The organism is Streptomyces sp. NPDC005794 (genome assembly GCF_042871445.1).
Classification (GTDB): Bacteria; Actinomycetota; Actinomycetes; order Streptomycetales; family Streptomycetaceae; genus Streptomyces.
On sequence record NZ_JBIAIN010000018.1, the window covers coordinates 35,737 to 56,434 of the forward strand.

The 20,698-nt window shown below is 71.4% G+C and carries 23 protein-coding genes; 14 read left to right on the forward strand and 9 right to left on the reverse strand.

The window, feature by feature from the left end:
- Nucleotides 1–33 precede the first annotated feature (33 nt).
- A complete protein-coding gene (locus ACFYQ5_RS26420; RefSeq protein ID WP_389201017.1) occupies nucleotides 34–927 on the forward strand; it encodes a class I SAM-dependent methyltransferase in 894 nt (297 codons plus the stop codon).
- A 59-nt stretch (nucleotides 928–986) separates the two neighbouring features.
- Entirely contained in the window at nucleotides 987–1,706 is a 720-nt protein-coding gene (locus ACFYQ5_RS26425; protein WP_389201019.1) for an NUDIX hydrolase, read from the forward strand.
- Between the two features lie 4 nt (nucleotides 1,707–1,710).
- Here ACFYQ5_RS26425 and ACFYQ5_RS26430 read toward each other — a convergent pair whose 3' ends face one another.
- The 4 genes from ACFYQ5_RS26430 to ACFYQ5_RS26445 form a co-directional block, all read right to left on the reverse strand.
- Complete coding sequence (locus ACFYQ5_RS26430) at nucleotides 1,711–1,932, reverse strand: helix-turn-helix domain-containing protein (protein WP_389201020.1); 222 nt, start codon at nucleotides 1,930–1,932, stop codon at nucleotides 1,711–1,713.
- Nucleotides 1,932–2,429: a DUF2975 domain-containing protein gene (locus ACFYQ5_RS26435; protein ID WP_389201022.1), complete on the reverse strand. Its 498-nt coding sequence runs from the start codon at nucleotides 2,427–2,429 to the stop codon at nucleotides 1,932–1,934. Before ACFYQ5_RS26435 ends, ACFYQ5_RS26430 begins: the two co-directional genes overlap by 1 nt.
- Before the next feature lie 62 nt (nucleotides 2,430–2,491).
- Complete coding sequence (locus tag ACFYQ5_RS26440) at nucleotides 2,492–3,184, reverse strand: DNA polymerase beta superfamily protein (protein WP_389201023.1); 693 nt, start codon at nucleotides 3,182–3,184, stop codon at nucleotides 2,492–2,494.
- 19 nt (nucleotides 3,185–3,203) lie between these two features.
- On the reverse strand, nucleotides 3,204–3,611 hold the full coding sequence (locus tag ACFYQ5_RS26445) for a Rieske (2Fe-2S) protein (RefSeq protein WP_389201026.1): 408 nt from the start codon (nucleotides 3,609–3,611) through the stop codon (nucleotides 3,204–3,206).
- A gap of 136 nt (nucleotides 3,612–3,747) precedes the next feature.
- Here ACFYQ5_RS26445 and ACFYQ5_RS26450 point away from each other — a divergent pair, with 136 nt between their 5' ends.
- From ACFYQ5_RS26450 to der, 7 genes are all read left to right on the forward strand, one after another.
- On the forward strand, nucleotides 3,748–4,110 hold the full coding sequence (locus tag ACFYQ5_RS26450; protein ID WP_389201027.1) for a DUF1304 domain-containing protein: 363 nt from the start codon (nucleotides 3,748–3,750) through the stop codon (nucleotides 4,108–4,110).
- Nucleotides 4,111–4,114: 4 nt separating this feature from the next.
- Nucleotides 4,115–4,744, forward strand: a complete 630-nt coding sequence (locus ACFYQ5_RS26455) for a TetR/AcrR family transcriptional regulator (RefSeq protein WP_389201028.1) — start codon at nucleotides 4,115–4,117, stop codon at nucleotides 4,742–4,744.
- 35 nt (nucleotides 4,745–4,779) lie between these two features.
- Complete coding sequence (gene aroH / locus ACFYQ5_RS26460) at nucleotides 4,780–5,142, forward strand: chorismate mutase (protein WP_389201030.1); 363 nt, start codon at nucleotides 4,780–4,782, stop codon at nucleotides 5,140–5,142.
- Entirely contained in the window at nucleotides 5,139–6,224 is a 1,086-nt protein-coding gene (locus tag ACFYQ5_RS26465; RefSeq protein ID WP_389201032.1) for a prephenate dehydrogenase, read from the forward strand. Before aroH ends, ACFYQ5_RS26465 begins: the two co-directional genes overlap by 4 nt.
- Before the next feature lie 122 nt (nucleotides 6,225–6,346).
- On the forward strand, nucleotides 6,347–7,063 hold the full coding sequence (gene cmk, locus ACFYQ5_RS26470) for a (d)CMP kinase (RefSeq protein WP_389201033.1): 717 nt from the start codon (nucleotides 6,347–6,349) through the stop codon (nucleotides 7,061–7,063).
- On the forward strand, nucleotides 7,060–7,728 hold the full coding sequence (locus tag ACFYQ5_RS26475) for a lysophospholipid acyltransferase family protein (RefSeq protein WP_389201034.1): 669 nt from the start codon (nucleotides 7,060–7,062) through the stop codon (nucleotides 7,726–7,728). Before cmk ends, ACFYQ5_RS26475 begins: the two co-directional genes overlap by 4 nt.
- Before the next feature lie 56 nt (nucleotides 7,729–7,784).
- Nucleotides 7,785–9,254, forward strand: a complete 1,470-nt coding sequence (der, locus tag ACFYQ5_RS26480; RefSeq protein WP_389201036.1) for a ribosome biogenesis GTPase Der — start codon at nucleotides 7,785–7,787, stop codon at nucleotides 9,252–9,254.
- Nucleotides 9,255–9,324: 70 nt separating this feature from the next.
- On the opposite strand, the gene ACFYQ5_RS26485 is transcribed toward der, so the two are convergent.
- Together ACFYQ5_RS26485 and ACFYQ5_RS26490 are read right to left on the reverse strand one after the other, a co-directional pair.
- Nucleotides 9,325–9,633 carry a hypothetical protein gene (locus tag ACFYQ5_RS26485; RefSeq protein ID WP_389201038.1) on the reverse strand — a complete coding sequence of 103 codons (309 nt, stop codon included), beginning with the start codon at nucleotides 9,631–9,633 and terminating at the stop codon, nucleotides 9,325–9,327.
- Between the two features lie 140 nt (nucleotides 9,634–9,773).
- Nucleotides 9,774–10,556, reverse strand: coding sequence for a hypothetical protein (locus ACFYQ5_RS26490; protein WP_389201041.1), 783 nt, complete (start codon nucleotides 10,554–10,556; stop codon nucleotides 9,774–9,776).
- A gap of 312 nt (nucleotides 10,557–10,868) precedes the next feature.
- On the opposite strand from ACFYQ5_RS26490, the gene ACFYQ5_RS26495 reads away from it, so the two are divergent.
- Together ACFYQ5_RS26495 and ACFYQ5_RS26500 are read left to right on the forward strand one after the other, a co-directional pair.
- Complete coding sequence (locus tag ACFYQ5_RS26495; RefSeq protein WP_389201043.1) at nucleotides 10,869–12,149, forward strand: glycosyltransferase family 4 protein; 1,281 nt, start codon at nucleotides 10,869–10,871, stop codon at nucleotides 12,147–12,149.
- Between the two features lie 429 nt (nucleotides 12,150–12,578).
- On the forward strand, nucleotides 12,579–12,794 hold the full coding sequence (locus tag ACFYQ5_RS26500) for an I78 family peptidase inhibitor (protein WP_389201045.1): 216 nt from the start codon (nucleotides 12,579–12,581) through the stop codon (nucleotides 12,792–12,794).
- Between the two features lie 94 nt (nucleotides 12,795–12,888).
- Here ACFYQ5_RS26500 and ACFYQ5_RS26505 read toward each other — a convergent pair whose 3' ends face one another.
- The gene (locus tag ACFYQ5_RS26505; RefSeq protein ID WP_389201047.1) at nucleotides 12,889–13,923 is read right to left on the reverse strand and encodes a phosphatase PAP2 family protein; all 1,035 of its coding nucleotides are present in this window, start codon (nucleotides 13,921–13,923) and stop codon (nucleotides 12,889–12,891) included.
- A gap of 481 nt (nucleotides 13,924–14,404) precedes the next feature.
- Between ACFYQ5_RS26505 and ACFYQ5_RS26510 the strand changes: the two genes are divergently transcribed.
- Both ACFYQ5_RS26510 and ACFYQ5_RS26515 read left to right on the forward strand, forming a co-directional pair.
- Entirely contained in the window at nucleotides 14,405–16,117 is a 1,713-nt protein-coding gene (locus ACFYQ5_RS26510) for an MFS transporter (RefSeq protein ID WP_389201049.1), read from the forward strand.
- An 89-nt stretch (nucleotides 16,118–16,206) separates the two neighbouring features.
- Nucleotides 16,207–17,427 carry an acyl-CoA dehydrogenase family protein gene (locus tag ACFYQ5_RS26515; RefSeq protein WP_389201050.1) on the forward strand — a complete coding sequence of 407 codons (1,221 nt, stop codon included), beginning with the start codon at nucleotides 16,207–16,209 and terminating at the stop codon, nucleotides 17,425–17,427.
- 22 nt (nucleotides 17,428–17,449) lie between these two features.
- On the opposite strand, the gene ACFYQ5_RS26520 is transcribed toward ACFYQ5_RS26515, so the two are convergent.
- Complete coding sequence (locus tag ACFYQ5_RS26520) at nucleotides 17,450–17,890, reverse strand: cell division protein SepF (protein WP_389201052.1); 441 nt, start codon at nucleotides 17,888–17,890, stop codon at nucleotides 17,450–17,452.
- 287 nt (nucleotides 17,891–18,177) lie between these two features.
- Between ACFYQ5_RS26520 and ACFYQ5_RS26525 the strand changes: the two genes are divergently transcribed.
- On the forward strand, nucleotides 18,178–19,404 hold the full coding sequence (locus ACFYQ5_RS26525; protein ID WP_389201053.1) for a DUF5685 family protein: 1,227 nt from the start codon (nucleotides 18,178–18,180) through the stop codon (nucleotides 19,402–19,404).
- 30 nt (nucleotides 19,405–19,434) lie between these two features.
- Here ACFYQ5_RS26525 and ACFYQ5_RS26530 read toward each other — a convergent pair whose 3' ends face one another.
- Entirely contained in the window at nucleotides 19,435–20,370 is a 936-nt protein-coding gene (locus ACFYQ5_RS26530; RefSeq protein WP_389201055.1) for an ABC transporter substrate-binding protein, read from the reverse strand.
- Between the last annotated feature and the right edge of the window lie 328 nt (nucleotides 20,371–20,698).

A 20,698-nucleotide genomic window follows, 5' to 3' on the forward strand; every position in this document is an offset into this window, starting at 1 on the left:
GCGCTGTGCGCAAAACTTCGTAGGCTCGGCCGCATGACACCTTCCGCACCCCACGCCCACGACCACGCCCACGCTCATACCCATGAGCACGGCGGCTCCGACCAGCAGGACGCCCCCGCCCAGGTCCTCGACCTCGACGCCGAACTGTTCGCGCCCTACCTCGCTTCGGTGACCGCCCGGGTCGCCGGTGCGGCCGGAGGCGGCGTCACCCACGTCGTCGACCTGGGAGCGGGCACCGGGACCGGCACGTTCGCCCTGCTGGAACGCTTCCCCCGGGCTCGCGTGACAGCTGTCGACAGCTCCCCGGAGATGCTCGCCCGGCTCACCGGATCCGCCCGCGCCAAGGGCCTGGGCGACCGGGTGCGCACCCTGGAGGCGGACGCGGGCGCCGGGCTCCCCGGCATCACGGACGCCGACCTCGTCTGGGCGTCGGCCTCCCTGCACCACGTGGACGATCCGGCCGCCGCGCTCGCCGGGGTCCACGCGGCGCTGCGCCCGGGCGGGCTGCTGGCCGTCGCCGAACTGGACGGGATGCCGCGCTTCCTCCCGGACGAGGCCGTGGCCGGCCGCCCCGGGCTGGAGGCACGGTGCCGCGAGGCACTGGACGCGCTCCAGGCCGAGCGGATGCCGCACCTGGGCGCCGACTGGGGCGTCCTGCTGGTCGCGGCCGGTCTCACCGTCGAGCAGGAACGTACGGAGCCGCTGGAGCTGCGTCCCCCGCTGCCTGCCTCCACCGGCCGGTACGCCCACCTGGTGCTGGACCGCGTCCGCGGCGCCCTCGACGGCCGGGTCGACCCCGCGGACCTCGCCGCGCTCGGCACCCTGCTCGACGGCGGCCCGGCGGACGTGCGCCGCCGCGACGACCTGGTCGTCCGCTCCACACGCCGGCTCTGGCTGGCCCGCCGCCCGGCGGACACCGCCTCGTAGCCGGCCGCTCCAGGACCGGAACGGTCTACGATGACCCGGTGCCCGAGACGCTGCCCCCCGTGGGTATTGACCTCTTCGATGTGGAACGGCTTCACCTGGAGGAGGCTGAAGCGCCCCCGCTGTCACCCGAGGACGAATCGGCCAGGGACCGTGTGTGGGACCTCGCGGTCCGGGCCAACCCGACCCTCTTCGACGGGCCGGTCGTGGCGTGTGCGGGAGTGGAGTGGGCCGGGCCGCGAGCCCTGCACCTTTTCTGGGCGCGGGTGACCTACCGGCACTACGCCCTGAGGCGCGTCCCGGGTGCCACCGCGTTGCCGTCGTTGTTCGTCAACGTGGTCCAGCCGACGGACGACGGTCGTGTGGTGACGGCGAGGATGTCGCCGTCCACCGCCTCTCCGGGCCGCTGGCAGCTGCCCGGAGGCTCGGTGGAGCCGCCCCGGGACGGCGGAGCTCTGGACGAGGCCGCACTGGGCGGCGAGGCGGCGCGCGAGCTGGCCGAGGAGATGGGTATCGGCACGGCCCCCGAGGCGTTGCGGCTGTGGGCCGTCACCCGTGGGAAGCACCGCAGCATCGGACTGACCTACCTCGCTCCGGCCCTGCCGGAGTCGGCGCTGCGCGAGGGCTTCGCCGCCGCGGCGCGAGCGGAGCTCGACCGGGGCCGTGAACCCGAACTCGACGACATCGCGCTGGTGCGCCTCCCGGAGGAGCTGGCCGGCCTGGCGGGGCCGCACGCGGACTACCTGGAGCCGGTCGTCCGCCGGTACACGCGCGGGCCCTGACGTGTCAGCCGTTCTCGGGGGTATCGGATACCCACCGCAGTACGTCGCCGGGCTGACAGTCGAGCGTGCGGCAGATGGCGTCCAGTGTCGTGAACCGCACCGCCTTCGCCCGGCCGTTCTTGAGTACGGCGACGTTGGCAGGGCTGATACCGATGGCGGCGGCGAACTCGCCCACCGACAGGTTGCGTTCGGCGAGCCGACGGTCGATGTCGACGACGATCGCCATCAGATGACCTCGGCCATCTCCGTCTGGAGCGCCGTCGCCTTGCGCAGCAGACTGCGCATGATCACGGTGAGCATGGCGAAGGCGGCTCCGATGCCGGCCGCCGTGATCGCGGCCGCCAGGGCGCCCGTGATGTCCATCCCGTCGTCCGGCGAGGGGATCTCGGCCACGGCCAGGTGGGCGGCGGCCCCGATCGCCAGTGCCGTCGCCACCGCCGAGGAGCCGATGACGACGTCCACCCAACGGAACGCGCGGGGCGCGAAGATCGCCCCCTGCTGGGCCATGCCGAGCAGCCTCCATACGGCGACGAGGGCGACCTGGACGCAGGCCACCCCGAGGACGGCCAGCACCGTGTAGGGCGTGGCGAGGGGGGCGTAACCGGGGAAGCGGTCGACCTCGTCGGCCGCCGCCGTCGGGATGATGACGGCCTGGCCGAAGAGGCCGAACGCGATGACCATGGCGATGCCGGCGCGGAGCGCGGCGGTGATGAGGGGATGCATCTATCGATTATCGAGCGAATTCTATCGATGGTCAATAGGTCGAGAGCTCGCTCGCTCGTCGGTCAGCCTCCCGCCGACGTACGCCGGGTCCGGATCAGGAAGGCCTCCACGCGTGCACGGTCGGGCTCCGGTGGCAGCGGGGAGCGGGAGGCCGCCTCGTCGTTCTCCTCGGCCAGGCGCGTCATCCGGCGTTCCACCTCGGTCCACGGGACCTCGCCCCGCTTCACGGCCAGCAGCTCCTCGCGCGCGTTCCCGACCTCGATCCGCAGTTCGCCGGTCCGCAGCAGGTCCCGGCCGGACGCCAGCAGCCGCAGCAGGTGCATGGCGTGCTTCCAGCGCGGCGTGCCGTGCGCACGGACGTCGGCCTCCAGCTTCCGCCGCTGGCCCAGCGCATAGCGCACGAACGTCCCGTGCGCCTGCCGGGACAGGAAGGCTCCGCGCAGGGCGAGGAGCTCGCGTCCCGTGGCGTCGGCGTGCTCCACGAGCGGGGAGTGCAGGCACTCCAGCACATTGGGGTTCGCCCGCAGCGCAAGCTCGCAGAAGCGCTCCAGCTCCCAGGAGAACTGCTCGTCGGCCGGCCCTTCGACATGGGTCGGCGGTTTCGTGAAACCCCAGAACAGCGGGGTGGGCGCGAGGAACACCCCGCGCCGGTCCGTGTCGCTGCCGTCGGTGGCCAGTCCGAAGGCGCGGGAGCCCATCACGCAGGAGTAGACGGTGTGCTCCCGCACCAGCCGCTCGCCTTGAGGGGTGATCATGCGCGCGAGGGTACGCGCCCTACGCGAGCCGGATGCTGTCGCCTTCGACGGTGATCCTCTCGGCGGGCAGCGGGCGCGTCGCCGGGCCCCGCTCGACCGCCCCGTCCTTGATGCTGAACCGGCTGCCGTGGCACGCGCAGTTGATGGTGCCGTCGCCGACCGAGGAGACGACGCAGCCCGCGTGGGTGCATACCGCGGAGAAGGCCTTGAACTCGCCTTCGGTCGGCTGGGTCACCACGATCTTCCGGTCCTCGAGGATCGTGCCGCCGCCTGCCGGGACGTCGGCGGTCCCGGTCAGCTCGGCGTCCGCCGACGCGGGAGCGGAGCTCTCGTCGCTCCCGCCCCCGTCCGACGAGCCGCAGCCGGTCACCAGTGCCGCGGCACCCGCGGCTCCCGCGGTCATGACCGTCCTTCGTCGTGCGTTCATGGCTCTCCTCGCGTGGTGGTCGCCCAGAGGCATCGTGGCGTTGCCGGCCGCCCCGGCGAAGCAACCGCGCCCGGGACGTGCTGCCGACCGCATTTCCTGTACAGTCGTCCAGGAAATCGCCACAGGAGGCCATGTCATGCAGACCGCCGCTCATGTGCTGGTCGCGCTCGTCGCGCTGATCCACACCTATTTCCTGGTCCTGGAGATGTTCCTCTGGGACACCCCGCGGGGCCGCAAGGCGTTCTCCACCACCGCCGAGTTCTCGGCCCAGAGCGCCACGCTCGCCGCCAACCAGGGGCTCTACAACGGCTTCATGGCCGCCGGACTGGTCTGGAGCCTGATCGCCGGCGACCCCGTCGCCCACCAGGCGCAGATCTTCTTCCTGAGCTGCCTGATCATCGCCGGGGTGTACGGGGCGGCCACCGTCAGCCGCAAGATCCTGTACGCGCAGGCGGCGCCCGCCGCCCTCGCCCTCGTCCTCGTGCTGGCGTCGGGCTGAGCGCGTGACACCCGCGGTGACGGACGGCAGCAACGACCCGCGGACCGCGCGCACCCGCGCCCGGCTCCGGGCGGCGCTGCTGGAGGCCTGCCAGGAGCAGCCGCTCGAACGGGTCGGCGTCGCGGAGGTGGTGCGCCGGGCGGGCGTGGGACGCGCCACCTTCTATCTGCACTACGACGACCTGCACGCCCTCGCCGTGGACGCCTGCGCCGGAGTCGTACGCGACGCGGTCGACGCCCTGCACGCCTGGGGCCGGACGCCGCCCGGTCCGGACTCCCCGCCCGCGGAGCTCGTCGCCCTGCTCGGTGAGGTCCGCAGCCGCGCCGCGGTCTACCGGAGCCTGCTCGGGCCCGGTGGCGGCCCCTTCGGGGAACTGCTGCACCAGGAGCTCCGCCTGCGCAGCGGTGAGGAGCTGAGCCGGCGCAGGCCCGCCGCCGACGGCCACGACCTGACCGCGAGCGCCGTGGCCGGGTTGTTCACCGGGGTGGTCGCCGACTGGGTGCACGACCGCATCGACGCCTCACCCGAGCAGCTCGCCGGACGGATCTGGCGCATGCTCGTCGCCGTGCACGCCGCCGCCGCGTCTCACGGACAGAGCACCGTGACCGGCTCCTCCGCCGCACCTCTAGGCTGAAAGGGCACGCAGCACGAGGCGACGAGGGGTACGACGTGGCGGTACGAGCAGTCCGTGGAGCCGTCCAGCTGGACCGGGACGAAGCCGGGCACATGGACGAGCGGGTGAGTGAACTCCTCACCGCGGTCCTGGAACGCAATCAGCTGGCCGCCGACGACCTGATCAGCGTCTGGTTCACCGCCACCCCCGATCTGCACAGCGATTTCCCGGCGGCCGCCGCCCGGGGCCTCGGTATCGTCGACGTACCGCTGATCTGTGCCCAGGAGCTCGACATCACCGGGGCCATGCCCCGCGTGGTCCGTGTCCTCGCCCACGTGGAGACGTATCTCTCCCGGTCCGAGATCAGCCACGTCTACCTCGGCGCCACCGGCGCCCTCCGCAAGGACATCGCCCAGTGAGAACAGCCCTCGTCATCGGAACCGGCCTGGTCGGCACCTCGGCCGCCCTCGCCCTGGCGGGGCGCGGCATCCAGGTGCACCTCGTCGACCGGGACCCGTCCTCGGCGCAGACCGCCGCCGCGCTCGGCGCCGGCACCGACGAGGCCCCCGAGGGCCCCGTCGACCTGGCGGTCATCGCCGTACCTCCCGCCCACACCGCCACCGTGCTCGTCACGGCCATGCGCGACGGGATCGCCCGCGCCTACCTCGACGTCGCCAGCGTCAAGGGCGGTCCGCGCCGCGAGCTGGAGGCGCTCGGAGTCGACCTCACCCCGTACATCGGTACGCACCCCATGGCCGGCAAGGAGCGCTCCGGGCCCCTCGCGGCCACCGCCGACCTCTTCGAAGGCCGCCCCTGGGTCCTCACCCCGACCCGGGAGACCGACACCGAGGTCCTCAACCTCGCCCTGGAGCTGGTGGCGCTCTGCCGGGCCGTCCCGGTCGTCATGGACGCCGACGCCCACGACCGTGCCGTCGCTCTGGTCTCCCACACCCCGCAGCTGATCTCCTCGATGGTCGCCGCCCGACTGGAGGAGGCCGACGAGACGGCCGTACGCCTGTGCGGCCAGGGCATCAGGGACGTCACCCGCATCGCGGCGTCCGACCCCCGGATGTGGGTGGAGATCCTCTCCGCCAACCCCGGCCCGGTCGCCGACGTGCTGGCCGGCGTCGCCGCCGACCTGGACGAGACGGTCCGGGCGCTGCGCGGCCTGCAGTCCGCAGACGAGGACAAGCGCCGCACGGGCACCGAAGCCATCGAGGACGTCCTGCGCCGCGGCAACGCGGGCCGGGTCAGGGTCCCCGGCAAGCACGGGGCCGCCCCGGCGTCGTACGAGATCGTCGCCGTCCTCATCAGCGACCGGCCGGGCGAACTGGCCGCGATCTTCGCCGACGCGGGGCGGGCCGGCGTCAACATCGAGGACGTCCGCATCGAGCACGCCACCGGCCAGCAGGCCGGACTGGTCCAGCTGATGGTCGAACCGAGCGCCGCACCCGCACTGAGCGCGGCCCTCAGCGAACGCGGCTGGTCGATCCGCCCGTAGCGGGCCCGGGGGACGGGCCCCGGAGACAGGGGTACAAAGCCGCTTCGCGCACTCGGTAACCTTGTGGGGAGGGCGCCCCGGTCAGCCCTGCCCCGCTCCGCCCGCCCCCGTGTACCAGGAAGGTGTCCACCACCGTGGAAACCGTAAGCGCCGCCGCCCGGACCGCCCCGGCCGCAGTGATCGTCGCCATAGACGGCCCCTCCGGCACAGGCAAGTCGAGCACCTCCAAGGCCGTCGCCGCCCAGCTCGGCCTGAGCTACCTGGACACCGGCGCCCAGTACCGGGCGATCACGTGGTGGATGCTGAACAACGGCATCGACGTGCAGAACCCGGCCGAGATCGCCATGGCCGCCGCCAAGCCGGTCATCGTCTCCGGCACGGACCCGTCCGCCCCGACGATCACCGTCGACGGCGAGGACGCCTCGGGCCCGATCCGTACCCAGGAGGTCACCTCCAAGGTCAGCGCCGTCAGCGCCGTGCCGGAGGTGCGCACCCTGATCACCGAGCTGCAGCGCTCGATCGCCACGGAGGCCGAGCGGGGCATCGTGGTCGAGGGCCGTGACATCGGCACCACCGTGCTGCCCGACGCCGACATCAAGATCTTCCTGACCGCCTCCCCGGAGGCGCGCGCCGCCCGCCGCAGCGGTGAGGTCAAGGGCTCAGACCTCGCCGCCACCAAGGAGGCGCTGATCAAGCGGGACGCAGCCGACTCCGGCCGCAAGACCTCGCCGCTGGCCAAGGCAGGCGACGCCGTCGAGGTGGACACCACCGACCTGAGCCTCACGCAGGTCATCGAGTGCGTCGTCACCCTCGTCGGGGAGAAGCAGGCCGCGAAGTGACCGAAGCCACCGCCGCGCCGACGCTGCGCGGAGCGGCCGTCGGGCGTGGGATCGGCATCGGGCTCATGTACGGCCTGTTCAGGCCCCGTGTGCTCGGAGCGTGGCGCGTCCCCACCGCGGGACCCGTCATACTCGCGGTGAACCACGCGCACAATCTCGACGGACCGATGCTGATGGGCACCGCGCCCCGGCCCGTCCACTTCCTGATCAAGAAGGAGGCGTTCGTCGGCCCCCTCGACCCGTTCCTGCGCGGAATCGGGCAGCTGAAGGTGGACCGTACGACCGTCGACCGCACCGCCATCACGCAGGCACTCGGCGTGCTGGACGACGGCGGGGTCCTCGGGATCTTCCCCGAGGGCACCAGGGGCGAAGGCGACTTCGCATCCCTGCGCGCGGGGCTCGCGTACTTCGCGGTGCGCGGCGGGGCGCCGATCGTTCCCGTCGCTGTCCTGGGAAGCACGGAAGGCCGTGGGCGGCTGATATCGGCACTGCCACCGCTGCGCAGCCGGGTCGACGTCGTCTTCGGCGACGCCTTCCAGGCCGGTGACGGCAGTGGGCGGCGGACCAGGAAGGCGCTGGACGAGGCGACGCTGCGCATCCAGGCGGCGCTGACCGCGCACCTGGGAAACGCCAGGCGTCTCACCGGACGCCTGGGTGACACTTGAGTAGTGGGCCGCGCGATCGTGGCCCATCGATGATGATGCAAAGAGGAACGGACTTCATGAACGACCAGATTCACTCCGACGGCTCGGACCACGAGCACGGAGCACTTGGCGATGCCGAGTACGCGGAGTTCATGGAGCTCGCCGCGCAGGAGGGGTTCGACCCCGAGGAGGTCGAGGGCGCGATCGGTGAGGCCGGTCACGGACCGCTTCCCGTGCTCGCCGTCGTCGGCCGCCCGAACGTCGGCAAGTCGACCCTGGTGAACCGGATCATCGGCCGCCGTGAGGCCGTCGTCCAGGACAAGCCCGGAGTCACCCGTGACCGCGTGAGCTACGAGGCCGAGTGGGCCGGGCGCCGCTTCAAGGTCGTCGACACCGGCGGCTGGGAGCAGGACGTGCTGGGCCTCGACGCCTCCGTCGCCGCCCAGGCCGAGTACGCCATCGAGACGGCCGACGCCGTCGTCTTCGTGGTGGACGCCACCGTCGGCGCCACCGACACCGACGAGGCCGTCGTCAAACTGCTGCGCCGGGCCGGCAAGCCCGTGGTCCTCTGCGCCAACAAGGTCGACGGGCAGAGCGGTGAGGCCGACGCCACCGCGCTCTGGTCGCTCGGCCTCGGCCAGCCGCACCCGGTCTCCTCCCTGCACGGCCGCGGCACCGGCGACATGCTGGACGCCGTCCTGGAGGCCCTGCCCGAGGCACCTGCCCAGACCTTCGGCACCGCGCTGGGCGGCCCGCGCCGCATCGCGCTCATCGGCCGTCCCAACGTCGGCAAGTCCTCCCTGCTGAACAAGGTCGCCGGTGAGGACCGCGTCGTCGTCAACGCTCTGGCGGGCACCACCCGTGACCCGGTCGACGAGCTGATCCAGCTCGGCGGGACCACCTGGAAGTTCATCGACACGGCGGGCATCCGACGCAAGGTCCACCTCCAGGAGGGCGCGGACTACTACGCCTCACTGCGTACCGCCGCCGCCGTCGAGAAGGCGGAGGTCGCCGTCATCCTGATCGACTCCAGCGAGTCGATCAGCGTGCAGGACCAGCGCATCATCACCATGGCGGTCGAGGCCGGCCGCGCCATCGTGGTCGCCTTCAACAAGTGGGACACCCTCGACGAGGAGCGCCGCTACTACCTCGAGCGCGAGATCGAGACGGAGCTCGCCCAGATCGCCTGGGCCCCGCGGGTCAACGTCTCGGCTGTCACCGGCCGGCACATGGAGAAGCTGGTCCCGGCGATCGAGACCGCGATCGACGGCTGGGAGACCCGGATCCCCACCGGCAGGCTGAACGCCTTCCTCGGTGAGATCGTCGCCTCCCACCCGCACCCGGTGCGCGGCGGCAAGCAGCCCCGCATCCTCTTCGGCACCCAGGCGGGCACCAAGCCGCCGCGGTTCGTCCTCTTCGCTTCCGGCTTCCTGGAGCACGGCTACCGCCGTTTCGTGGAGCGCCGTCTGCGTGAGGAGTTCGGCTTCGAGGGCACACCGATCCACATCTCCGTCCGCGTGCGCGAGAAGCGCGGCCGCAAGAAGTGACGTAGGCGTACGGCGAAGCCCCGGACCCCCCGCAAGGAAAGCGGGGGGTCCGGGGCTTCGCCGTATGCCCTCAGGCGTCCGTGGACCCGGGCGGCAGCGCCGCGGGCCGGGCGTGGCCGGCATGCCTGCCGATCCGCTGCCAGGAGCCTGGGTTGCCGGCGCCGCCCGTGCCGTGGCTCCCCTGGACGTTCGCCGACGGACGGCCGCCCAGCGGTGCACGACTGCCGAGCATCCCGATGCCGAACGCTCTGAAGCCGAGATTCTCCTCACCGGTGCGGTCCCCGGGAAGCGTCCGGAACGATCGCCTGTACTCGGAGTACAGGGCGTCGTAGATCGGGGTGGGGGACTTGCCGCCCGAGGGGTCCCGCGACGGGCGCATGGCCGGGATCGGGGTCTGCTGATGGCGAGGAGGGTCGTATGAGTGCACGTAGGTGCCAACGACCTCACCGCCCGTCGGATGCGGGCCGGGCGGAGAAAACGCTGTTCGGAGGGCACGGGAGGGCGGCCGCACGGACATGGTCAGGTCCCGGCGAGCGGCATCGTCGCGGCGACCAGGAGGCCGTTGACCGCGGCCTTGTCCAGAGCGTCGCGGAGCAGGTCCTCGCGTGGCTGCTGGCCGATGGAACCGGCCGGCGCGGCGAAGACCAGCACGCTCTGCGACTTGCTGGCGGCCGTCCGCCAGCCCTCGGTGACCTGGAGCGGCTGGTGGGCCTGCCACCAGGCGACCGGGCTGCCGCCGCCGGCGCCCGGCTGCAGCACGGCGTGCAGCTGGCCCATGGCGAGGAGGACGGACCAGCCGGTGAGGACACCGGGCAGCCGGTTCAGGTGGGGCGTGGGCAGGAAGCCCTGCTCCAGCAGGAGCTGGAGGAACTGGTCGCCGCCGCTGCCGTCGGTGCCGGGCCGGGCGATCGGCCCGGTCGGTTCGACGACCAGGGCCGGGCGGAGATCGTCCTGGATCAGGACGAGACCGCTGGTGATGCCGAGGACGGCCTGTTCGGGCATGAGGCCCTCCGGATTCTGTGGCTCGCTGCCGGTGATGGACCGCACGGCGCCCTGGAGCTGGTCCTCCGCGATCTGGACGACCTGCGAGGGGATGCAGGTCGCATGGGCGAAGGCGAGCACGGCGGTCTCGTCGCCCACGAACAGCACCGTGCTGGTGCGTTCCTGGTCGGAGTCGCCGGGGGTGCGGCATGAGGTGCAGTCGTAACTGCCTGGGGCACTGTCGCCGACGAGCAGCCGGTCGGCTTCGGCATCGCCGATCTCGGCGCGTACGTCCTCGCTGACGTCGAGCATGCGCGGCACGGGTGGCTCCTCGGACTCGGTGCGTGGGCCGGGAGGTTCCCGGCTCATGAAGAGACAACGGAAGACCCGGGGCCGGGGTCACGCGTGAATCGAGGAGATTGGACGCCGGATGTCCGCCCGATGCGGCCGGCCGATGAACCGGAAGATTTCACAGGTGATCCGGAGCCGAACATTCCGCACAAAGGCCCCTGACACAGGCTCAAGCGTTCGTGACGTCACGGGTCTGTGCGATTTCTGTGCGAATGCTGTGGTGTCTCCTGACGCCGCGTAAGGTCCGTTGCAGACCAGTCGAACAGGGGAAACGACTACGTAATGCACATTTCATTTCTACTGCACAACGCGTACGGCATCGGGGGAACGATCCGTACCACCTTCACGCTCGCCCGGACGCTGGCGGAGCAGCACGACGTCGAGATCGTCTCCGTCTTCCGGCACCTCGACGACCCGAAGCTCGGCGCACCCGCGGGAGTGCGGATGAGCCACCTCGTCGATCTGCGTAAGTCGAGCCCGGGATACGAGGGGACGGCCGCCGACCAGGCCGGGCCCGCGTCGGTGTTCCCGCGGGGCGACACCAGGCACCGGCAGTACAGCGGGCTCACCGACAGTCGCATCGCGGCCCATCTGGGTGCGCTGGAGGCCGATGTCGTCGTCGGTACGCGGCCCGGCCTCAACGTCCACATCAGCCGGCAGGCGCGGCGCGGCCCGGTGCGGGTCGGCCAGGAGCACCTCACCCTGGAGAGCCACAGCTACCGGCTGCGCCGGGAGATAAGGCACCGGTACGCGCTGCTCGACGCCGTCACGACCGTCACCGAGGCCGATGCCCGGGACTACCGCTCCGGACTGCGGCTGCCCGGGGTGCGGATCGAGGCCATCCCGAACAGCGTGCCCGAGCCCGCCGGTCCGCCCGCCGGGTGCGACGCCAAGTGGATCGTGGCGGCGGGCCGGCTGCACCGGGTCAAGCGCTACGACGTACTCGTCCGGGCCTTCGCCGAGATCGCGACCGTGCGCCCGGAGTGGCGGCTGCGGATCTACGGAGCCGGTGACGCGTCCGGCAACGAGCAGCAGTCCCTGCGCGGGCTCGTCGACGAGCTCGGCCTCCGGGAGCGGGTGTTCCTCATGGGGTCGGCCGACCCGATGGAGGCGGAGTGGCCCAAGAACTCCATCGCCGCCGTCACCTCCGAGCGTGAGTCGTTCGGCATGACCATCGTGGAGGCGATGCGCTGCGGCGTGCCGGTCGTGGCGACGGACTGCCCCCACGGGCCCGCCGAGATCATCGACGACGGCACGGACGGGCGGCTGGTGCCGCCGGGGGACACCGGCGCCTTCGCCAAGGCCCTGCTCGGCCTGATCGACGACGACGCCCTGCGGCACCGGATGGGCCGTGCCGCGCGGATCTCCGCCGCGCGGTTCGACCCGGCCCCGATCGCGGAGCGGCACGAGAAGCTCTTCGCGGAGCTGGCCGCGGCGGGTGCCGGGAGGAGATCTCAGGGCGTGCTGCGCAGCGGGTTCCACCGCTCCAGGGGTGGCGTGCTGGACGGCGCGTACGCGCTGCGTCACAAGGCGGCGGAGGTGCTCCGCCGGCGGCAGGCCTGAGCCGGGGTGCCCGGGGCCGGCCACCCGGGCACCGCATCCCGGACCGTTGCATTCCGGATGATTCGACTGCCGGGAGCTCTTCGTGGAGGATCCGCCGCCGGCAGCGGGGTGAGTAAGACCCGCATAAGAGAGAGTGAATTCCAGGTGGCCTGCCCGTGGATTCTTCTTTTCGAGGCACTCGGATAAAAGGACCGCGCACAGCCTCCGGCCTCCGGTAATTACCTCCGGTGGCCCTTCGAGGGATATTCAGCTGACGCTGGGTAATTCCGGTGAACGCGCCGTCCGACTGCTGTTCGGGTGAAGTGGTCCCGCGTAAACACCCGTGGGGATCCTGTGACACAAGCGTGACCGCCGGGGTACAAGGGGATGCTCGGGGACCGTGATCGCCACCGCTTCCGCCACGGCGCCGAGCGGCCTACGGTGAGAGGTATGGCATCTGTACCGACCCCTCCCGCCCAGCCGGACGACACCCCCGGTTCATACGTCGGCCTCGACGCCGAGGCTGCCGAACGGCAGGCCAGAGCGCGTGGCTGGAGTACGGTCCGGGCTCTCGCGCCCGGCACCGTCATCACCATGGAGTTCCGAGGCGGACGCATCAACTTCGAGGTGGACGCCGCGACCGTGACCCGCTGCTGGGTCGGCTGAGCCCGGCCCCCGACGAGCGAAGGCCCCGACCGAAGTCGGGGCCTTCGCCGTGCGCGGGAGCGGGGGATGCGTACCGTCCCCGCAGGTCAGGGGGTCAGGGGGCGACCGGGCCGCCTGCCACCGGACGGGACGGCCCCGCGCCGCTCCGAGGCAGGCGGTCGGCGTGCGGTGGCCGACGGGAGACGGCCGGGGTCAGCGGAGTTCGTTCCGAACGCACGGGGTGCGCCCGGGCCCTGACGGCCGCGCCCGGATGACCGCCTGCGGTTCCCGCACCGGGTTCCCGAGCCCTGCTCGCGGCCTCCTGGGCGCCTCCGGCGGCCGCTCCGCCGCTCAGTGACTGCGGCAGCAGGACCGGTTCCGGCTCCACGGGAGCGGGCGGAGCGGACGCCCTGAGTCTGCGGCGGGCCCGCCATTGCTCGCGCACCGAGAGGATCAGGGTCTCGGCACGCGTGATCAGCGGCTCGAACCAGGGCAGGGCCAGCAGGATCAGCAGGCCGGCCGCCCAGCCCAGCAGGACGTCGCTGAGCCAGTGGGTGCCGATGTAGACGGTGGTGAGACCCACGCCCAGGGAGACGAAGGCGGAGAGTGCCGACAGATAGCGCCTGGCGCGCGGCGTGGTGGCCAGATAAGCGAGGATTCCCCAGGTCACCACGGCGTTGGCGGTGTGTCCCGAAGGAAATATATCGCCGCCGGCGTAGAGCTCCGCCGAGCCGATCTGGGTGGCGTAGTGCGGGCCCAGCCGCCCGAGGCCGAGCTTGACCGCGCCCACCGTCAGGTTGAGCAGCAGCAGGGAGGCGCCCAGTGTGAGCAGCGGGCGCAGCGTGTGCTGGCGCCACGAGCGCCAGCCGAGCCAGGAGGCGACCATCACGGCCGTGGGACCACGCTGGCCGAGCACGACGTAGTAGTCGAGGAAGGCGTGGAGGTCCGGCCACTGCTGATAGGGCCGGAACAGCATGACCTTCCAGTCGAGGGCCACCAGCCAGGACGAGACCAGCACCGCGACGACGATGGCGAGATAGAACGCCAAAGTCCCGCCGAAGAGAGCGATGCGGTGACGGCTCATCCGCGGGGTCTCTATCTTCGGCGGTTCCGGCTCCCGGTCCAGACGGGCAAAGATGTCGGTACGCACGCAATGGACGTTACAGCGAGTGAGTGTGGGATCCGGCCGATCTCGCGTCTTTGTGATGACGATGTGATGTGGACTTTGTCTCAGGAAGGTATCTATTCCCTGTGCGGTGGCGAATGGTTTGCACCCGTCGGCTATTCGTTTCGAGCGCTATTCGCAGAAATGTTTGAGCGTCGATGAAATGGAGCAGCACGGGTGCGCGGCGTAGGCGTGAGGCCATTCGGGGGGAGCCATCGGCCGACGGGCGGCCGCTCCGCCATGGCACCCGCGTGGCGGGGCGGCCGTCACCCCGCGTGCAGGCAGTGAAGTGGTGTACGCCACACTCGGTGGCCGGTGAACGTATGAGATGCGCCACGCGTGGCCGCCTGGAACTCGCGTACGCTGACGGCTCACTCGCCCGTCGATGCCGGGCCCGGGGGACGCCGTGAGCCGGATCCCCAGCAGGTCTGCCGAGCGCGAGGGACTCATTGTGGGAGGTACGTACATGACTGGGACGTCCACGGCCGTGAGCAGGCTGCGCGCGGCAGCCGACGGCGCCAACCGCTGGGTCGTCCTGGTCGTCCTCTGTCTCAGCCTGCTTCTCGTCGCGCTCGACGCGACCGTGCTCCACGTCGCCGTCCCGGCCGTCACCGAGGACCTGCGGCCCAGCGCCGTCGGCCTGCTGTGGATCGTGGACGCCTATCCGCTGATCTGCGCCTCGCTGCTGATCCTCTTCGGCACGCTCGGCGACCGGATCGGCAGACGGCGCGTCCTGCTCCTCGGTTACGCGCTCTTCGGGGTCGCCTCCGCGCTCGCGGCGACGGCCGGCTCGCCCGGTGTGCTGATCGCCGCGCGCGCCCTGCTCGGCGTGGGCGGCGCGATGATCATGCCCGCCACGCTGTCGATACTCCGCCAGGTCTTCCCCGACCGCCGCGAGCGGGCCATGGCCATCGGCATATGGACGGCGGTCGCCGCGGTCGGCGCCGCGACCGGGCCCGTCATCGGCGGATTCCTCGTCGAGCACTACTGGTGGGGTTCGGTCTTCCTGATCAACATCCCGCTCATGGCGCTGCTCCTCCCGGTCGGGCGCTGGCTGCTTCCCGAGTCCCGGGGCGAGAGCGACGGCCCCTGGGACGTGCTCGGCGCGCTGATGGCAGCGGCCGGTGTGCTCGGCGTCGTCCTCGGGATCAAGCGGATCGGCGGCGGCGAGGGGCTGTTGAACCTCGCCACCCTCGTTCCGCTGCTCGCCGGGGCCGCGCTGGTGGTCCTCTTCGTGCGCAGGCAGAAGCGGCGCACGCACCCCCTGATCGACATCGAGATGTTCTCCCGGCCCGCCTTCACCACCGCGGTCGGCTGCATCGTGCTCGCCATGCTGGCCCTGGTCGGCCTGGAACTCATCGCGGTCCAGTACCTCCAGCTGGTCCTGGACCTGAGTCCGCTGGAGACCGGCCTGCGGCTGCTGCCGCTGACCTTCGCCGCGATGGCGGCCGGTGCCACGGGTTCGTACACCCTGAGCCGCGTCGGTCCCCGTCGGATGGTCGGCTGGGGCTTCGTGCTCACGGCTGCCTCGGTGCTCCTGCTGACCCTGATGGGCCAGCACGACCGGCCGGTGCTGCTCACCGTCGGCTTCGTGCTGCTGGGGTTCGGGCTGCAGTCCACGCTGTTCGGGGCGTACGAGTCCATGCTGAGCGAGGCCCCCGCCGAGCGGGCGGGCGGCGCGGCCGCGATCGGTGAGACCTCGTACCAGTTGGGGGCGGGCATGGGGATCGCCCTGCTCGGCAGCGTCATGAACGCGGCCTACGCTCCCGGACTCTCCCGGCTCCACGAGGACGGCGTGCCCGCCGCCGCCGGATCGGCCGCCTCGCATTCGCTGGGCGAGGCCTACCAGGTGGCCGACCGGCTGGGCGGCCCCCTGGGCGACCTCCTGCGGAACACGGCCCGGCACGCCTTCGTCGACGGTCTTCACATCACCCTGCTGGTCAGTGCGGGGCTGCTGCTGCTCGGGGCGCTGGCGGCGCTGCGTCTGCCGCGTGTCATGGACTGTCCCCCGGCGAAGACCGGCTGCCGGGAGCCGTCGGCCGCCGTGCCGGAGCAGGCCACGGGGCCCGGCACCGCCGCCTCCGGACCTCGCCCGTCCCCGGCCCCGGAACACCGGGTTCCCCTCCCCGCCAGGCGCACACCCGCCGAGGTCACGGGCTCTGGACGATCAGCACGCTGAGCCGTACCGTCGGCACGGCGCCGTAACTACCACTGCTAGTTTCAGTACCGTGGCGCGTTTCTCTACCGTGCGAGCCGCCGGAGGCACCCATGTCCACCACCGAGTCCGCGAAGCCGTCGGCGATCCCGCCGTTCGATCCGGGCGACCCACTCGGCATCGACGACCTCCTCGGCCCCGAGGACCTCGCGATCCGTGACACCGTGCGTGGCTGGGCCACCGACCGGGTCCTCCCGCACATCGCCGAGTGGTACGAGAACGGTGAGCTCCCCGGCATCCGCGAGCTGGCCCGCGAGCTCGGCTCGCTCGGCGCGTTGGGCATGTCCCTCCAGGGGTACGGCTGTGCCGGGGCGAGCGCCGTCCAGTACGGCCTGGCCTGTCTGGAGCTGGAGGCCGCCGACTCCGGCATCCGCTCCCTGGTCTCCGTGCAGGGCTCCCTCGCCATGTACGCCATCCACCGCTTCGGCTCCGAGGAGCAGAAGCAGCGGTGGCTCCCTGGCATGGCGGCCGGCGAGACCATCGGCTGTTTCGGCCTCACCGAACCGGACCACGGCTCGGACCCGGCCGGGATGCGGACGTACGCCGAGCGGGACGGCGGGGACTGGATCCTCACCGGCCGCAAGATGTGGATCACCAACGGGTCGGTCGCGGGGGTCGCCGTCGTATGGGCGCAGACCGACCAGGCGGGCGGCGGCTCGGGGATCCGCGGCTTCGTCGTGCCGACGGACAGTCCCGGCTTCTCCGCACCCGAGATCAGGCACAAGTGGTCTCTGCGCGCCTCGGTCACCAGCGAGCTGGTCCTGGACGGCGTGCGGCTGCCCGCCGACGCGGTCCTGCCCGGGGCCACCGGACTGCGCGGCCCGCTCAGCTGCCTCAGCCACGCCCGCTACGGAATCGTCTGGGGAGCCATGGGTGCCGCGCGGGCGAGCTTCGAGGCGGCTCTGGACTACGCGAAGACCCGCGAGCAGTTCGGCAGGCCCATCGGCGGATTCCAGCTGACCCAGGCCAAGCTCGCGGACATGGCCCTGGAACTCCACAAGGGCGTCCTGCTCGCCCACCATCTGGGCCGCCGGATGGACGCGGGCAGGATCCGCCCCGAGCAGGTCAGTTTCGGAAAGCTCAACAATGTGCGGGAGGCGATCGAGATCTGCCGCACCGCGCGGACGATTCTCGGCGCCAACGGAATCTCGCTGGAATACCCCGTGATGCGGCACGCGACGAATCTGGAGTCGGTGCTCACCTATGAGGGCACCGTGGAGATGCACCAGCTGGTGCTGGGCAAGGCGCTCACCGGACTGGATGCCTTCCGGTAGGACGTTCCGGCGAGCGCCCCGCTCAGCTCTGGTTGAAGAAGCCGTCGGCGGGCCGGCCGGCGGCTTCGCCGTTGACCACCCGGGTGTGGGCCGGCGACAGCAGGAAGACCCGGGTCGCCACGCGGTCGATCGAGCCGTGCAGGCCGAAGATCAGTCCTGCGGCGAAGTCCACGACGCGCTTGGCGTCGCCGGGGTCCATCGCGGTGAGGTTGACGATCACCGGGACGCCCTCCCGGAAGAGCTCACCGATCGCACGCGCGTCCCGGAAGCTGGCCGGGGTGACGGTGGCGATCCGGCGGCCCTTGTCCTCGGCCTTCTCGGAGGCGACCTGCACGCGGGGGTCGGTCACCCATGGCTGATTAGTGCCGGTCTCAGCATCCTCGGAGTACTCGTCGTCGTAGTACCGCTCGTCGTTGTCCTCCACGAGGCCCAGCCAGGCGCTCGCCTTGCGCACCGATCCCATGGACGCCTCCTCTCACCGCGGTTCGTTGGTGTTCCGTATCTCTTTCCTATCCCTATGGTCGACCATGAAGCGGACGCAGCGCCAAGGGGATAGGCGTCGAGTAGGCGATTCGTGACGCTACTGGTGCAGAAGATGTGGCGATTCGTCAGGGTTCCTACCGCATAAGGGGGCTTGCGGAAGGAAAATATGATGCTCCCCTCCGTACGGGTGACATGGGGCGCGTACGGGTGAACGGATTGCTCGATACGATGCACGGCGCGCGCCGGTGCACGGGCGCGACCCATCAGATGAACAGTTCCCGGGGGATCGTCGTGTTCGGAATCGTGAGGCCATGTACCCATCGGCTGTCCGAAGGACTCAAGACGGAGTGGATGGCTCATCTCTGCGGTCTCTGTCTCGCTCTTCGCGCGGACCACGGGCAGTTCGCCCGCGTCGTCACGAACTACGACGGCCTGATCGTCTCGGTCCTGACGGAGGCTCAGTCCGAACGCTCCGCCGGCCTGCGGCGCACCGCGGGCCCCTGCCCGCTGCGCTCGATGCGGACGGCTCCGGTCGCCCGCGGCGAGGGGGCCCGGCTCGCCGCCGCCGTGTCGCTCGTGCTGGCGTCCGCGAAGGTACGTGACCATGTGGCCGACCGCGACGGGCTGTTGAAGCGACGCCCGGTGGCCGCCGCGGCACGCCGGGTCGCCGCGGGCTGGGACAGGGCCGGAGCGCGTACCGGCGCCGAGCTCGGCTTCGACACGGCGGTCCTGGTCGACGCCGTCGACCGGCAGACCGGCATCGAGTCCCTCGCCGGTCCGGGCACCCCGCTCCTGACGGTCACCGAACCCACCGAGACGGCCACGGCCGCGGCCTTCGCGCACACCGCCCTGCTCGCGGGCAAGCCGCAGAACGCCGTACCGCTCGCCGAGGCAGGGCGGCTCTTCGGGCGGCTCGCCCACCTGCTGGATGCCGTGGAGGACCGCGAAGCTGACGCCGCGTCGGGTGCCTGGAACCCGCTGGCCGCGACCGGTACACCGCTCGCCGAGGCCCGCCGCCTGTGTGACGACGCGCTGCACGGTGTGCGCCTGGCGATGCGGGACGCGGAGTTCACCGACGGCACACTCGCGCACGTGCTCCTGGTCCACGAGCTGCGGCGGTCCGTCGACCGGGCCTTCGGTTCCACGTCGTGCTCGCACCAGGGGGACGGTCAGCCCTCGGGGGCCTTCGGCCCGCAGCCCGGCAACCCGTACGCGCCGACGCCCGGCGGCCCGCCCGGACCGCCGCTCCCGCCGGAGCCGCCCCGCAACCGGCGTGGCCTCATAGCCGGCTGTCTGGTCTGGGCCGGCCTCGCCTGCACGTGCCAGATGTGCTGTGCCAACAGCTACCACGACCCGTGGAGCGGCCAGGAGCAAGAAGGGATCTGCCGCAACAACAGCTGCGGTGACTGGTGCGAGGGCTGCGGCGAGTGCTGCAGCTGCTGTGACAAATGCGGCAACTGCTGTGACGGCTGTGACTGCGGATGCGACTGCTGACACATGGTCAGGCGGCCGCGCCCGCCGCACTCACTTGATCTCGGGCGGCGAGATCTGCGACGTCCGGATCGCCGACTCGGAGGTGCCCCACTTCTTCAGGATGCGGTCGTAGGTCCCGTCGGCCTTGAGACCGTTGACCGCGGCCTGGAAGGCGGGTGCCAGCGGGGTGCCCTTCTTGAAGGCGAAGCCGACGTCGAGGCGCTTGTACTCGTTGAGGAAGCGCAGCCCCTCCTGCTGGGTGACGGCGTAGCGCAGTCCGTTGATCGTCGACATCAGGACGTCGCTGCGGCCCTGCTGGAGCGAGATCCAGACGGCGGCCTGGTCGGCGTACGTCTTGACCTCGTACGCCTTCTTGCCGGCGTCGGCGCACCGGTGCTTGTTCTCCTCCAGGGTCGCCTCGAAGGTGGTCCCGGCGCCGGTGCCGACGGTCAGGCCGCAGAGCTGCGTGAGGTCGGTGACCTTCTTCAGGTCGCTGTCGTCACGGACGGCGAACCCCTGCCCGTCGTTGATGTACGTCACGAAGTCGATCGTCTTCCGGCGCTCCTCGGTCACCCCGAAGTTGCCGGTGCCCAGGTCGTACTTGCCGCTGCCGAGGGCCGGCAGGATCGCCTCGAACGAGGCGACCTCCCGCTTCAGCTCCAGCCCGAGCGCCTTGGCCACCGCGTCCGCGAAGTCGATGTCGGCGCCCGCGAGTGTCTTGCCGTCCTCCTGGTAGAAGGCCCCGGGCGGAGCGCCGACGCTGGAGGCGAGGGAGAGCGCGCCCGAGTCGCGCACCTTCGCGGGCAGCAGCTTCGCCGCCTCGTCGTTCTTCTTCACCGACGAGACCACATCGGTCGTCGGAGTCCTCCCCTTGACCGAGGACGCTCCGGCCGGTGCGGCCGCGGGGTCACCCGATCCGCATGCGGTGAGCGAGAGGGCGGCCACGGTGATCAGTGCGAAAGCAGAGGTCTGCCGGGTTCGGGGCATGACGGAGTTTCTCCGGGTTCGTCGACCGCGCTCCGGTGCCTGGGCAGCACGGGGCGTCGGGGCTGGAGATCAGCTGTACGAGGGGAGGGCCGAGCGATGTTGTGTACGTGAAGGAACGCGGGGGAAACCGCTCGAGCGCCGACAGGGGCGCGAGCGGGAGGAACGGAGACGCAGGGGGTCAGCTCAACAGGAACAGGACCACACGCGACCGAAGTCGATGTGGGAGCGGGTGACCAGCCACAGCTGCGAATACATGGCCCAAGTGGAACAGGCATCCGGTTGCGCGTCAACCGAGCTGAGACGTACGGCTCACACTCCGGACAAGCTT

Bases quoted from the DNA above. Each gene is read 5' to 3' on its own strand.
- ACFYQ5_RS26485 (WP_389201038.1), bottom strand. From the start codon at position 9,633: ATGCGCCCGTCGCGGGACCCCTCGGGCGGCAAGTCCCCCACCCCGATC.
- ACFYQ5_RS26495 (WP_389201043.1), top strand. From the start codon at position 10,869: ATGCACATTTCATTTCTACTGCACAACGCGTACGGCATCGGGGGAACG.
- ACFYQ5_RS26500 (WP_389201045.1), top strand. From the start codon at position 12,579: ATGGCATCTGTACCGACCCCTCCCGCCCAGCCGGACGACACCCCCGGT.
- ACFYQ5_RS26515 (WP_389201050.1), top strand. From the start codon at position 16,207: ATGTCCACCACCGAGTCCGCGAAGCCGTCGGCGATCCCGCCGTTCGAT.
- ACFYQ5_RS26440 (WP_389201023.1), bottom strand. From the start codon at position 3,184: ATGATCACCCCTCAAGGCGAGCGGCTGGTGCGGGAGCACACCGTCTAC.
- ACFYQ5_RS26525 (WP_389201053.1), top strand. From the start codon at position 18,178: ATGAACAGTTCCCGGGGGATCGTCGTGTTCGGAATCGTGAGGCCATGT.
- ACFYQ5_RS26445 (WP_389201026.1), bottom strand. From the start codon at position 3,611: ATGAACGCACGACGAAGGACGGTCATGACCGCGGGAGCCGCGGGTGCC.
- ACFYQ5_RS26450 (WP_389201027.1), top strand. From the start codon at position 3,748: ATGCAGACCGCCGCTCATGTGCTGGTCGCGCTCGTCGCGCTGATCCAC.
- ACFYQ5_RS26430 (WP_389201020.1), bottom strand. From the start codon at position 1,932: ATGGCGATCGTCGTCGACATCGACCGTCGGCTCGCCGAACGCAACCTG.
- der (WP_389201036.1), top strand. From the start codon at position 7,785: ATGAACGACCAGATTCACTCCGACGGCTCGGACCACGAGCACGGAGCA.
- ACFYQ5_RS26530 (WP_389201055.1), bottom strand. From the start codon at position 20,370: ATGCCCCGAACCCGGCAGACCTCTGCTTTCGCACTGATCACCGTGGCC.
- ACFYQ5_RS26510 (WP_389201049.1), top strand. From the start codon at position 14,405: ATGACTGGGACGTCCACGGCCGTGAGCAGGCTGCGCGCGGCAGCCGAC.
- ACFYQ5_RS26420 (WP_389201017.1), top strand. From the start codon at position 34: ATGACACCTTCCGCACCCCACGCCCACGACCACGCCCACGCTCATACC.
- ACFYQ5_RS26435 (WP_389201022.1), bottom strand. From the start codon at position 2,429: ATGCATCCCCTCATCACCGCCGCGCTCCGCGCCGGCATCGCCATGGTC.
- ACFYQ5_RS26520 (WP_389201052.1), bottom strand. From the start codon at position 17,890: ATGGGATCGGTGCGCAAGGCGAGCGCCTGGCTGGGCCTCGTGGAGGAC.